12 protein-coding genes and 1 tRNA gene are annotated in these 12,611 nt (G+C 71.6%); 6 read left to right on the plus strand and 7 right to left on the minus strand.

The features are described 5' to 3' along the window. Window positions 1-25: 25 nt before the first annotated feature. A complete protein-coding gene (locus OG710_RS07560; RefSeq protein ID WP_330238635.1) occupies window positions 26-232 on the minus strand; it encodes a hypothetical protein in 207 nt (68 codons plus the stop codon). 79 nt (window positions 233-311) lie between these two features. Here OG710_RS07560 and OG710_RS07565 point away from each other — a divergent pair, with 79 nt between their 5' ends. Continuing rightward, window positions 312-812, plus strand: a complete 501-nt coding sequence (locus OG710_RS07565) for a DUF4240 domain-containing protein (RefSeq protein ID WP_330242187.1) — start codon at window positions 312-314, stop codon at window positions 810-812. Continuing rightward, window positions 799-1,857, plus strand: coding sequence for a protein kinase family protein (locus OG710_RS07570; RefSeq protein ID WP_330238636.1), 1,059 nt, complete (start codon window positions 799-801; stop codon window positions 1,855-1,857). The genes OG710_RS07565 and OG710_RS07570 overlap by 14 nt, the downstream gene beginning before the upstream one ends. Before the next feature lie 678 nt (window positions 1,858-2,535). On the opposite strand, the gene OG710_RS07575 is transcribed toward OG710_RS07570, so the two are convergent. Further along, window positions 2,536-2,610: transfer RNA gene (locus tag OG710_RS07575), tRNA-Val, on the minus strand. A 195-nt stretch (window positions 2,611-2,805) separates the two neighbouring features. Between OG710_RS07575 and OG710_RS07580 the strand changes: the two genes are divergently transcribed. The 3 genes from OG710_RS07580 to OG710_RS07590 all read left to right on the plus strand — a co-directional run bounded on the left by OG710_RS07580 (window position 2,806) and on the right by OG710_RS07590 (window position 5,348). Continuing rightward, window positions 2,806-3,573, plus strand: coding sequence for a DUF4097 family beta strand repeat-containing protein (locus OG710_RS07580; RefSeq protein WP_330238637.1), 768 nt, complete (start codon window positions 2,806-2,808; stop codon window positions 3,571-3,573). Window positions 3,574-3,700: 127 nt separating this feature from the next. Beyond that, the gene (locus tag OG710_RS07585; RefSeq protein ID WP_330238638.1) at window positions 3,701-5,101 is read left to right on the plus strand and encodes a hypothetical protein; all 1,401 of its coding nucleotides are present in this window, start codon (window positions 3,701-3,703) and stop codon (window positions 5,099-5,101) included. Window positions 5,102-5,132: 31 nt separating this feature from the next. After that, window positions 5,133-5,348: an FmdB family zinc ribbon protein gene (locus OG710_RS07590; RefSeq protein WP_111332007.1), complete on the plus strand. Its 216-nt coding sequence runs from the start codon at window positions 5,133-5,135 to the stop codon at window positions 5,346-5,348. An 8-nt stretch (window positions 5,349-5,356) separates the two neighbouring features. On the opposite strand, the gene OG710_RS07595 is transcribed toward OG710_RS07590, so the two are convergent. The 4 genes from OG710_RS07595 to OG710_RS07610 all read right to left on the minus strand — a co-directional run bounded on the left by OG710_RS07595 (window position 5,357) and on the right by OG710_RS07610 (window position 10,674). Further along, window positions 5,357-6,016, minus strand: coding sequence for an O-methyltransferase (locus OG710_RS07595; protein WP_330238639.1), 660 nt, complete (start codon window positions 6,014-6,016; stop codon window positions 5,357-5,359). 121 nt (window positions 6,017-6,137) lie between these two features. Then, window positions 6,138-6,962 carry an HAD family hydrolase gene (locus OG710_RS07600; RefSeq protein WP_330238640.1) on the minus strand — a complete coding sequence of 275 codons (825 nt, stop codon included), beginning with the start codon at window positions 6,960-6,962 and terminating at the stop codon, window positions 6,138-6,140. After that, window positions 6,959-9,430 (minus strand): phosphoribosyltransferase, encoded by a 2,472-nt coding sequence (locus OG710_RS07605; RefSeq protein WP_330238641.1) that lies wholly within the window; start codon window positions 9,428-9,430, stop codon window positions 6,959-6,961. The genes OG710_RS07600 and OG710_RS07605 overlap by 4 nt, the downstream gene beginning before the upstream one ends. A gap of 80 nt (window positions 9,431-9,510) precedes the next feature. Further along, window positions 9,511-10,674: an HpcH/HpaI aldolase/citrate lyase family protein gene (locus OG710_RS07610; protein WP_111331998.1), complete on the minus strand. Its 1,164-nt coding sequence runs from the start codon at window positions 10,672-10,674 to the stop codon at window positions 9,511-9,513. A gap of 221 nt (window positions 10,675-10,895) precedes the next feature. Here OG710_RS07610 and OG710_RS07615 point away from each other — a divergent pair, with 221 nt between their 5' ends. After that, window positions 10,896-11,753: a TerD family protein gene (locus tag OG710_RS07615; protein WP_111331995.1), complete on the plus strand. Its 858-nt coding sequence runs from the start codon at window positions 10,896-10,898 to the stop codon at window positions 11,751-11,753. Window positions 11,754-11,779: 26 nt separating this feature from the next. On the opposite strand, the gene OG710_RS07620 is transcribed toward OG710_RS07615, so the two are convergent. After that, on the minus strand, window positions 11,780-12,514 hold the full coding sequence (locus tag OG710_RS07620; protein WP_111331993.1) for a TerD family protein: 735 nt from the start codon (window positions 12,512-12,514) through the stop codon (window positions 11,780-11,782). Window positions 12,515-12,611 lie beyond the last annotated feature (97 nt).

The raw sequence follows: 12,611 nt of genomic DNA on the forward strand, positions 1-12,611 counted from the left end.
GCCCGGTCCGCTCCCGCCTCCGTCGCTACCGCTCGCGTCCGCGTCCGCGGCCGCGCCCGTGATCGGGGTCCGCGTCCAGGCCGGGCAGTTCCTCGTGGCCCTCCGAGTAGTGATTGACCCATCCGCAGAGCGCACAGGCGTACCGACCGGCCAGACCATGCACCTCGGTGCCGCAGCGGGCACAGTCGGTGCGGGTGATCTCCGGAATCGCGGGCTCGGGCTCACTGGTCACACGGGGACTGTACCGAGCACGCCTTCGACGCGCGCGAACCACGACTGTCGGACCGGCCTGTCATCCTGCCTGCGTGACGATGACATGGGCCGACTTCTGGGCACTGATAGCCACCCTGAACGGCGAAGCGACCGAAGCCAGCTGCCGGCGCCTGGCGAAGAGGCTGAGCCGGCGCCCCCTCCCCGAGATCACCGCCTTCGCGGAACGCCACGCGGAAGCCCTCTACCGCCTCGACCAGGAGAAGTTCGGCACCCTCCCGGTCGCCGACATGACCCTCGACGACGGCGCCCCCTTCCCGCAGTCGGGCGACTCCTTCCTCTACGCCCGCTGCGCCGTGGTCGCCGCAGGCCGCCGGACCTGGGAGAGCGTCTTCTCCGACCCCGCGAAGTTCGCCCCGTACACCGCCACCACCTACGACGGCGAACGCTTCCTCTACGTCCCGGACGAAGCCTACGAACTGTCCACGTCCGAGGAATGGCCCCGCACCACCCGCTACTGCTACGAGTCCTTCAGCAACAAGGACGGCTGGCCCGCACTCCCCCACCACGCGAACCGTGGAGGCGAGAGTGAAAGTCCCTGACCTGTCCCACGATGCGCGTCTCACCGCCCATGGTGCCGTCTCGACATCCCTGGCCCTGTGCAGTGATCGCGCGCTCCTCGAACTCATGGACACGGCGGTGCCGCTCGGAACCGGCATCGGCGGGAAGTGCGCCCTGCTGGAGATCGCCGGAACCCCGACCTTCGTGAAGCGGGTACCTCTCACCGACCTGGAGAGGCAGCCCGAGCACGTCCGGTCCACGGCGAACCTGTTCGAGCTGCCCGGCTTCTGCCAGTACGGCGTCGGCGCCATCGGCAGTCCGGGCTTCGGAGCCTGGAGAGAACTCGCCGTGCACACCATGACGACGAACTGGGTGCTCACGGGCGAGTACGAGGGCTTCCCCCTCATGTACCACTGGAGGGTGCTGCCCGATGCGACGCCCCTGCCGGACGAACTGGCGGACGTCGAACGGGCCGTGGCGTACTGGGGCGGCGATTCGCGGGTACGCCGCCGAATCCGGGCTCTCCAACAGTCCTCGGCGAGCATCGCGCTGTTCCTGGAGTACATCCCGCAGAACCTGCACGAGTGGCTGAGCGCTCAGGTCGAAGCGGGAGACCGGACCGCCAACCGGGCCTGCGCCATGGTGGAGCGGGAGCTGGCAGCCGGCACCTCGTTCATGAACAGCCGCGAACTCCTGCACTTCGACGCGCACTTCGAGAACATCCTGACCGACGGCCGGCGCCTCTACTTCGCGGACTACGGCCTCGCCCTGTCCTCCCGGTTCGAGCTGTCGCAGAACGAGACCGACTTCTTCGACCGGCATCGCACCTACGACCGCGATTACACCGCCACATATCTGGTGAACTGGCTGGTCACCGCTCTCTTCGGTTACCGGCGAGAGGACAGGAACGGCCGCTACGAACTGGTGCGCACCTTCGCGGAGGGCAAGCGCCCCACCGGAATCCCCGAGAAGGCAGCAGCAATCCTCACCCGGCACGCCCCAACCGCCGCAGTGACATCGGACTTCAACCGCACATTCCAGCACCAGAGCAGACAAACCCCGTACCCCAAGAACCCCCAGCCATGATCGGCCGGGGGCCTCTGTGCCGGCGGACACGGACGGCCTCGAACCGCCGACATCTACTTTGTAAGCCCGTGCGGGACACCTTCATCAAGAGCGAATCGCTGGTCACCACCACGACAGCACACGAGCGACCGCTGTCATCCGCCACCGTTGATGTCAGTTTTGGATGTCAGCCGGCCGCACTCGACGGCCCGCTACCGCTTCTTCCGAAGCTTCTTCATCCTGGCTTCGGCTTCCTTCTTCTTCCGCTGCTCGACGCCGTACGGCGACCACGGCCCCTGGTGCTTGGAGCACCGAGAGGTACCCGTCATCGCCTTGTTCTGGCAGCGGCCCCCGCTCTGGGTAGGAGCACCGCACTTCGACTGAACCATCCTGCCCCCTTCGTCGCCGGACCCTGGAATGCTTCCAGCGCTCGACGCAAAGCGGGAAGGCGCAACCGCGGCGGACGGCAGCACGCCGACAGCACACGCCCCGGGAAACGGGCTCAGGCCTCTTCCGCCGTGCCGGTGCTCCGTCAGCGATTGATCGGCAGATCAGGAAGGCCCGGCCTGCCGAACCCGGCGAGGCATCTGGCACGTATGTGGCACGGCGCCTCTCCCCCCGCCCTCGCGGCCAGGGAACGAACAAGGCCCAGGCTCCCGGTTCAGTACCGGTGACCTGGGCCTTCGTCGTTCAACCTGCTGGTGGGCGCGGACGGTTTCGAACCGCCGACATCTGCTTTGTAAGAGCAGCGCTCTACCCCTGAGCTACGCACCCGTGGACGAAGGAACAGGGTACATGGCCTTCGGCGCATGTCGACAATCGGTTCGGGCGGGGTTGGGCGGGGCGTACGGGGGATAGCCCCACCCCGGACACGGTAGCCGTCCGGATCGTGGGGGCGGGGTGCCGCTGCCTACCGTAAGGACATCGCAAGAGGCACATCGCAGAGCCGGCCCAGGGGGACCTGATCACATGACCATCCGCAATCGCCACGCACTTCTGGCCGCCGGGGGCGCCGCTCTGCTCGTCGCCGCGCTCACCGGGTGCGGGAGCACGGACGTGGACGACGCACCCGTCGAGCACAAGTCGTTCGCGTACGACGGGAAGGCGCTGACCATCGACGCGGAGAACTCCGTGGTGGAGGTCGTCCCCGCCGATGTGGACGAGATCGAGGTGACCCGGAGGGTGGACGGCTGGGTGGTCCTCGGGAGCGGGCCGGACCCCGTGTGGAGGCTGGAGGGCGACACCCTCACGCTCCGGGTGAACTGCAAGGCGATGATCAGCGACTGCGAGGCGCGGCATCAGATCAAGGTGCCGCGCGGGCTCGCGCTCACCGTGGACGCGGACAACGGGAAGGTCACCGCCTCCAAGTTCACCACGGCCCTGAAGCTGTCCTCCGACAACGGCGGCGTCGTCGTCAAGGACGTCAGCGGGCCGCTGGACCTGAAGAGCGACAACGGGGCCATCCGCGGCGAGCGGATCTCGTCCCGGTCCCTGGTGGCCCGGTCCGACAACGGGTCCGTGGACCTCGATCTCGACCGCGTCCCCGACCTCGTGGACACCGTGAGCGACAACGGGCGCATCGCCATCAGCCTGCCCCCGGGCTCGACCACGTACGCCGTGAGCGCGTCCTCCGACAACGGGCACGTCTCCGTCGAGGTGCCGCGCAGCAACACGAGTGCGCACGTGGTGAAGGCCCGCAGCGACAACGGCGGCGTCGCCGTCCGCCACGGAAGCTGAGCCGTCCGGCCCCGAAATCCAGGAGCCCGCACGACCGCCCCGTACGCCGTGAACTATCCGGCCCGTGTGTTCGTCCTTACTGGTGGGAGAATGTATCGGGCAGGCTGGAACGGCACGGGAGAGGCATGTGACGGCGACACACGCGGGACCGCAGGCGGCAGTCGTCCGGGCGGTCCGGGGGCGGAGTCGGCGTCCTGCGACCGGGCAGGCTCTCCGTGACGTCTGCTTCCTCGTCCTCGCGCCGCTCCCCCTCCTCGCCGCCCTCCCCCTCGCCGTCACCGGCGGCGGTACGCGGCGTTGGTTCGGGGGCCGGGGCGGCGGGCAGCGCGCCGAGGCGCAGGCGGCGAAGGACGCGGCCGCCGAGGCGTTCTACGAGCTGGACACCGCCCAGCGGGACCTCCGGATCTCCATAGAGACGATCACGGCCGTCGACAGTTCACCGGCCGCCCGCAAGGCCGTCGACGACTTCGCCGCGCTCGGGCGGCGCATCGACGAGGCGAGCCACGCCTACATCACCGCCGTCGACGCCCACGACCTCGACCGGGACGATCTGGACCCGTCCGTCGCCTCGCGGGCGCGCGCCGAGCTGACCTCGGCGAAGGAGCAGCTGGTACGGGTCAAGGGCGAGCTGGACCGGTTCGGCGCCGGTCTCGGCCCGCTGCTCGGGAGCGCCGAGACCCAGCTCGCCCGACTGGCCCCCGCCGTCGAGCGGGCCCGGCAGGCGCTCCTCGGCGCGAGCAACGCCCTGGACGCGGTGCGGGCGTCCGGGCTGCGCGCCGACGACCTGGCCGCCCGGCTCGCCGCGCTGGCCCCCGAGCTGACCAAGCTCAACCAGGGCGCGGGGCGCCACGGCGTGCCCGAGACCCTCCAGCGCGCCGACCGGGTGCTGCGCGACGCCGAGGCCGTGCGGGCCGAGGCACAGAAGCTGCCGGAGCGCGCCGCCGAGATCGACCGCCGCCTGGTGACCCTGCGCACCCGTGCCCAGGCCCTGACGACCCGGTCCGCGTCCGTCGAGCCCGTGCTCAGCGAGTTGCGGCGGCGGTTCTCCGCCGCCTGCTGGCAGGACCTCCAGCCGGTGCCGGAGCAGGCCGAGGTCAATGTGCGCCGGGCCGAGGAGAAGCTCAAGGAGGCCGCGCTGGCCCGCGAGGAGCAGCGCTGGGCGGATGCCACGTCCCGGCTGAGCACCGTGCGCGCGCTGCTCAACGCGACGGACGAGGCGGTGTCCGCCGCCGGTGACCGGCTGCGCCGGCTCGACGAGGTCGCCAAGGACCCGCAGCGGGAGATCGAGCGCACCCGGTTCGCCATCCGCGACGCCCAGCGGCTCGCCATGGCCGGCCGGCACACCCCCGAGCCGCGGCACGCCCGTCCGCTGGACGACGCGGTGTCCCGTCTCGACCAGGCCGTCACGGCGCTGGAGAACCGCCACCCGGACTACTGGCACTTCCTGACCGTGACGGAGTCCCTGCGCCGGACCGTGGCGGACGTCGTGGCCGACATCCGCGAGGAGCGGGGCGCGGGCAGCCACTGACGTGTCCGCCCGCTGCCGCTAGCCTGGCGTCATGCCTCGTTACGAATACCGCTGCCGTTCCTGTGGGGACACCTTCGAGCTGAGCCGGCCCATGGCCGAGTCCTCCGCGCCGGCCTCCTGCCCCGCCGGGCACGAGGACACGGTGAAGCTGCTCTCCGCCGTCGCCGTGGGCGGCTCCCGTACCGCGCCCGCCGCCGGGGGCGGGGGCGGTGGGGGCGGCTGCTGCGGCGGGGGCTGCTGCGGCTGACGAAGGGTTCAGCGTTTGCGGGACAGTGTCAGGCCGTCCGACACCGTGAGCAGCACGCTGTCCATCCGGGCGTCCGCCGACACATGGTCGTTGAACTCCCGGATGGCCTTCGCCGCGCCCGTCGCGGCAGGCTCCGTCACCTGGCCGTGGAAGAGGACGTTGTCCGTGGTGATGACCCCGCCCGGGCGCATCCTCGGCACCAGTTCCTCCCAGTACGCGATGTAGTTGCCCTTGTCCGCGTCCAGGTAGGCGAAGTCGATGTGGGGTTCTCCGGGCATCGCGCGCAGGGTGTCCAGGGCGGGTGCGATGCGCAGGTCGATGCGGTCGGCGACGCCCGCCTTCGCCCACGCCTCGCGGCCGTACGCCGTCCACTCCTCCGAGATGTCGCAGGCGATCAGCCGCCCGTCCTCCGGCAGCGCCCGGGCCATCGCCAGGGCGGAGAAGCCGGTGAAGGTGCCGACCTCCACGATGTGCCGGGCGCCGGTCAGCCGGACGAGGAAGGCGAGCAGCGGGCCCTGCTCCTCGGCGGACTGCATGCCCGCGTGTTCGGGCAGCCGGGCGTAGGTGGTCTCGACGAGCTCGCGCTGGACGGCGTCCAGCGGCGGATTGTGCGCCAGCATGTACGCGTACAGCTCGTCGGTGATCTCGGTGGAGTTTCCCTTGGTCATCGCACACGCCCCTCGGTCATCGCACACGCCCCTCGCTCGTCGCGCCCACCTCTCCGTTATCGCACACACCTCTCCGCCGTCGCACGCCTCCCGTGCATGTCGCCCGCCCCGCCGTGTCCCGTCAGGCGCCCGATGCCCGCAGGAAGCGGCGCAGGATCTCCTCGCCCGCCGCCACGCCCCGTTCGGCGGTGGCCTCGACGTGCGGTGCGGTCCAGCCGGCGTCGGCGAGTTCGCCGTGACCGGGGCGCCAGCCCTCGTCGGCGGCGAGCAGCAGGTCCGCGTCGAGGAGCGAGTCGCCGGCGGCGAGGGTGCGTGTCGCGCCGGTGCGGCGGGCGACCTCACGCATGGCGGCGCTCTTGGTGAGCGGCCGCGGCACGACGTATATCTTGCGGCCCTGGAGGGACACGGTCCAGCCGCGCGGCTCCGCCCAGTCGGCCAGCTCCTTCATCCACTCCGGGGGCAGTTCGGCGCGGTCGACGACGAGATAGGCGAACAGGTCCTCGGCGACGCGTTCCTTCAGCAGCCAGGCCGGGTCGGCGGTGGCGACGAGATGGGCGCGGACCTCCTCCAGCGGGGCGCACTCGTCGGAGAGCCGGCGGGCGACGGTCCGCTGCCAGTCCGGGTCGGACTCGCCGTCCACCAGGATGTGGCCGCCGTTGGCGCAGATCGCGAACTCGGCCGGGTTTCCGGGCAGCTGGATGCGGTGGTACTGCTCGCGGGTGCGGGTGGTGGTGGGGACGAAGACCGTGGACTCGGCGTCCGTCAGGTCGGTGAGGAGGCCGGCGGCGGTCTCGGTGACGTACGAGAGGGGCTTGTGTCCGTAGACCTCGACGCACAGCAGCCGGGGCGCCTGTACGTCCTCCATGGTGAGGTTGAGGGCGGCGGTCGAGTAGATCAGGGTGCGGTCGAGATCGCTGGCGATCAGGGTGACCGGGGAGGCCGTCACGCGGTCTCCACCGCCTTGCCGTCGGCGCCCGTGGCCCCTCGTGTGTATGCGGGGTGGATGAGTCCGACACAGGTGTACGGGAGCGAGTCGACCTCCTCGACCGGTACGCCGCGCTGCGCGGCCAGCAGCCTGATGTGGTCCAGGTCCGGGCCGGCTCCGCGCCGCGCGAGGATCTTCCACGGGACGCGGCGCAGCAGAACGCGTGTGGTCTCGCCGACGCCCGGCTTCACCAGGTTGACGTCGTGGATGCCGTACTCCTCGCTGATGCGCTCCACGGCGGCCCAGCCCTCCCAGGTGGGGGCCCGGTCCGCGGTGAGCAGTTCCTTCACCTCGGCGTCCACGGCGTCCGCGACCTCGGCGAAGCGCGCGGCGACGGTGTCGAGGAAGAGGCCGGAGACGTCCGAACCGGCCAGTTCGCGGTAGAACTTCGCGCCGTGGAAGTCGTGCGGCCCGACGAGGTCGGCGCGCAGGACGGTACGGGAGATGAGCCCGGAGACGGTGGAGTTGAGGCAGGCGGAGGGGATGAGGAAGTCCTCGCGGGTGCCGTACGTCCGCACGCAGCCGCCGGGGTCGGCCAGCACCGCGATCTCCGGGTTGAAGCCCTCCACTCCCCCGGCCTTCTCGAACTCGACGATCGCGGCGGCCAGTTCGCGGGTGATGGCGCCCTTGCCGGTCCAGCCGTCCACGAAGACGACGTCGGCCGGGTCGTGCCGGGCGGCCAGCCAGCGCAGCGCGTTGGCGTCGATGCCTCGTCCGCGCACGATGGAGACGGCGTAGTGGGGCAGTTCGACGCCACGGCGTTGCTGGGCCCAGCGGCGCATCAGCACGCCGACGGGCGTACCGGCGCGGGCGAGCGAGACGAGGACGGGGCGCGGGCCGCGCTCGGCGAGCACCGTCTCGGTCACCGTGCCCACGGCGCGGGCGATGCGGGCGGCCGACAGGTCGAGGGCCTCCTTGAACAGCCGCTGGTACTCGGCGGAGGGCTGGTACTCGATGGGGAGCGACTCCGCGTAGTGCGCGCCCCCGCTCTGTATCGCCTCCTCGCGCTCCTCCGTGGGCGCTTCGAGCCGGGTCTCCGAGAGGTCCTGGAGCAGCCACCCGACCTCGTCCGGCGCGTACGAGGAGAACGCGGGGCCGCGCAGGGGTTCGGGGAGCTGCATCAAGGCTTCTTCCTGGCATTCGGAGGCTGTCGCCACGGGTACGTACGAGGGGATCACCGCGAGCAGGACGTGCGCGGTGTGCGGAGCGAGCCGGTCGAGCAGGCCGCCGGGGGCGTGCAGCGCCGGGGTGTCGGCGGTCGAGTCGACGACGACGACCACGGCGTCGAAGCCGGCGCCGGCCACGTTGTACGCGTAGCGGTCACCGGGGCCGTCGGCCGGGTCGTCGTGGGCGGGGAAGACGATCCGGGTGCGTATCGCGTAGCCGGGGTCGTCCACGGCCAGGACCGGGGAGCGGGTCGTGGTGGAGGAGCGGATCTCGGCGTCGGTGCGCTCCTCCAGGGCGGTGGCCAGGCGCAGCGGCGCGTACATCAGCTCCTCGGAGCCGAGGACGAGGACACGGCGGGGGGTGTCGCCGAGGGCCTCGGCGACGCGATCCGCCAGGGCGGGCAGGGCGGGCTCCAGGAGGGCGCGGTGGGCGCGGGTGAAGCCGTGCCGGCCGCCGTCCGGGACGCCGGCGGGCCAGGGAAGGTCGATGCGGGTGTGGGGGCGCGGGGCGGGGGCGGCTCCGTCGGCGGTGCCCGGGTCGGCGGCGGCCTCGCGTTCCGCCACCAGCGCCTGCCCCTTCTCCAGGACGCCGTCCGGGAGCGTGACCGTGCCGGTGGTGCGGGCCACGAGGTCCACGCGGGCGCCGATCTCCGCCGCGAACTCCGCGAGCCGGCCCCGGTCGGCCGGTGAGCGCATGTCCACCAGGGCGACGATCACGTAGCGGTCGCGGGGGTAGCGCTCGTGCAGGGCGCGGATGGTGTTGAGGACGGTGTTGCCGGTGGAGAACTCGTCGTCCACGAGCACCAGCGCCGAGCCCTCCCCGCCGTGCCGGTCCGCCGCCAGCAGCCGGGGGTCCTCCGGGAGCAGCAGATGCGAGGTGGCGTGCGAGTGGGATTCCTCGAAGCCGCCCGCCCGGGCCACGCCGGGCACCGGCCTGCGGGTGGAGTGGAGGTAGGGGGCGTCGCCGAGGCCGTCCGCGACGGAGTGCCCGAGGCCGGTGGCGGTCTCCGCGTAACCGAGGACGACCGCCCGGCGCGCGCCGTCCTCGCCGAGGAGGGCGCGGACCCGGCGGCCCAGCTCGACGCCGGCGGCGTACACGACGGAGGGGCGCTGCGGGACGTGCTTGCCGAGGACGTTGGACACGAGCAGGTGCGCCCGCTTGGGGTTGCGCCGCAGGGCCAGGCCCAGCAGCTCGCGCAGTTCCCCGTCGCCCACCAGCCCGACGCCCAGTCGCTCCGCCACCCAGCTACCCGACCACACCACGTTCGCTTCTCTTTCCGTTCGTCCGCCGGGCCGGAGCAACCGCCCGGCCCGTCCGTACCCGATCCTGCCGCCGGTTGCGGTCACTCCGCGAGGCAGGCCGTCAGCAGGTCCACGAAGCCGATGTCCTCCCGGGCCACGCCGAAGACCTCGGCGCGCAGCAGCGTGCGCTCCGCCCAGGCCCGGTGGGGCTTCACCTCGTTCATCTTGTTGGTGTAGGCGGAGCGCAGCACTCCGCCGCCGTTGCTCTCGGGCCGCAGGATGTCGCGGGCATCGCTGTACTCCTCGTGGCTGACCACGGACAGCGCGTGCACGGGGGCGACGTGGGAGGGGTGGATGCAGGTCTTGCCGAGGAGGCCGTTGGCCCGGTCCAGCTCGATCTCGCGCAGGAGCCCGTCCAGGTCGTGGGCGATGAGCGCGGTGCGCAGCGACTCGGCCCGGTTCTGCTGGAAGGGGCTGCTGCGCAGCTGCGGCTTGAACATGCGCTCCTGGCGGGGGAAGTACTCCCAGACGGGTCCGGTGACCGTGAAGCCCGTCCCGTCGGCGCGGCCCAGCATGTTGACGACGTCGGCGATGACGTGGGCGACGATCCCCACGTCGTACGCCGTCATGTCCGGGGAGCGCCGCAGTCCGTAGGCGGAGCAGAAGTCGGTGACGCCGAGGCGCAGCGCGAGCACGCGGTCGCGGTGGGCGGTGATGATCTCGGCGATGCCCCGGAGGGTGTCGGTGCGGGTCTCCAGGTGGAGCAGTTCGGGCGATTCGAGGACGGGCATGGCGAAGAGCCGGCGTCCGGCGCTCGCCTCGGCCTTGGTCAGGGCGTCCATGAAGGGCGTCCCGCGTTCGCGGGTGAACTTGGGCAGTACGAATCCGGACAGCAGCCGGACCGACGCGCCGAGGCGGCCCACCAGATCGGTGATCTGTTCCGGTTCGCGGACCCGGATGAACAGCAGCGGCAGCGCGGCGGGGCGTGTGTCGAGGTCGGCGAACTGCCGGACCAGGTTCTCCTCGGCTCCGGGGACCTCGGAGTCGTCGATGGAGTCCTCCAGGCACAACACCATCGAGACGACTCCGCGCCCGGCGAGCTTGACGATGTCGTCGGCGAGCCGGGGGCGGGTGGCGGGACTGTAGAGCGTGGCGCCCAGCGCGGCGGAGAGCAGGGGGCCCGGTGAGTCCCGGTCGAACTCACAGGGCTCCTGGAAGAAGAGCCCGTCCTTCGCAGCAGCTGCAATATGACCGAAATGACGCATGCAATTCCCCCCGTACTCTCTGACCGATCGGACAACGTGTGGCCGGTAATAGTACGTACGAACGGGTGTCGGCAGTTCCCAGCTGAGGTGAATTCCGGGTGTCGTACCCCTTTCGTACTGCTTTCGAGGGGGGCGGAGCGGGTGAATCCGACCGGCTGCCGGAAGGGACACCACGCCCCCCGCGTTGTCCGCGCGGGCGGCCAGCAGGCAGGATGACCGGCATGACGCACGCGATGGTGAAAGGCTCGAACGTCCCCCTCGACGCCATGGCCGTACGGGCCGTGCTGCGCTGGACGCCGGGCGCCGGGGTGCCCGACGTGGACGCCTCGGCCCTGCTGCTCGGCGCCGGCGGACGCGTGCGCTCGGACGAGGACTTCGTCTTCTACAACCAGCCGCGCCATCCGTCGGGCCTGGTGCGCAGGCTGCCCAAGCGCAGTCTGCCGGAGGGCCTGACGGACACCATCGAGGCCGATCTGAACGCCCTCGACCCGTCGGTCGACCAGGTCGTCATCGCCGCGTCCTCGGACGGGGCCGCCTTCGAGCACGTACGCGATCTGCGCATCCTCATCTACGACGCGGCGGCGGCCGGCGGCGAACCGCTCGCCGTGTTCGACGTGCGCGCGGAGACCGGCGAGGAGACCGCGATCATCTGCGGCGAGCTGTACCGGCGCGGGGACGGCTGGAAGTTCCGGGCGGTCGGGCAGGGCTATCCGACCGGTCTCATCGGCCTGGCGACCGCGTTCGGCATCTCGGTCGACGAGGCGGAGCCCGAGCCGCAGCCCCAGGCCCCCGCGCAGCCCGAGCCGCAGTACCGGCCGGACCAGGCGCCGCCCGCTCCCGCGTTCCCGCCGGCTCCGGCGCCCGCGCCCGACTCGCAGGCCACCGTGCTGCACCAGCAGCCCTCGTACGGCTATCCGCAGCCCGCCGCGGCCCCGGCGCCGCAGCCCTCGTACGGCTATCCCCAGCCGGCCTCGCCGCAGCCCGCCTACGGCTATCCGCAGCCCGCCCCGGCGGCCGCGCCTGCGCCCGACCCGAACTTCACGCTGCCCCCGCAGGGCCCGCAGTTCATACGGCCCTGAGAGCGGCACGCGGCGACGGGACACGCTCAGGTGCGGGTCTTGTAGCCGCGGCCCCACTGCATGCCGAAGCCGTACATCCGGTCCAGCTCGGACTGGAAGCCGTAGACGAACTTCACCTCGCGCCGCACGATCAGCTCGTCCTTGACGTTCTCCAGCGTGAACACCGCGCAGGAGCGGGCCTGCGGGGCGCGCTCGTCCAGCTCGATCTCGATGCTGGGCCCGTTGCCGGGATAGAGGGTCACCTTGGCGTGCGTGCGGTCGAAGGCGGGCGTCTGGTCGTAGATGTAGACGAAGCACATCAGCCGCTTGATGTGCTCGCGCTGATCGATGTTGACGTAGAGGGTCTCGCCGGAGGGGGCGCCGAAGCGGTCGTCGCCGCTGAGCCTGATGTATGGCGGCCCGTTCAGATCGCCGAGCAGGTTGCCCAGCGGCTGCACCACGCCCTTGGTGCCGTCCGCCAGCTCGTACATGCAGCCCAGGTCCAGGTCGACGTTGACCATGCCCTGGGTATGCGCCTGGACGGCCTCCGGCTGGAACAGCTTCAGCGGGTGCAGCAGCCGGCCGCTCTGGCGGGAGCGGCCCCCGATGTCCGAGGTGCGCATGCGCCAGGAGAGGTTGACCCGGAGGTTGCCGCTGAGCGCTCCCTGCTTGGTCAGTGAGACCGTGGCGTGCCGCCGGGTCAGCACGATGGAGTTGGTGGCCGCGCTGCCCGCTTCGAATCGTGTGTCCCGCCCCGGCCACAGGCTGTCCCAGAACGCCATCCCCGACCCCGCCCCTTTTTCTCGGTCCCTCACCCGTCGCATGCGGCGCATACGGCGCACGCACCACCGCGGGGCGGCTCCGGGCCGTCTCCGGGGT

The sequence above is a fragment of the Streptomyces sp. NBC_00525 genome (assembly GCF_036346595.1).
In the GTDB taxonomy this organism is placed as follows: domain Bacteria; phylum Actinomycetota; class Actinomycetes; order Streptomycetales; family Streptomycetaceae; genus Streptomyces.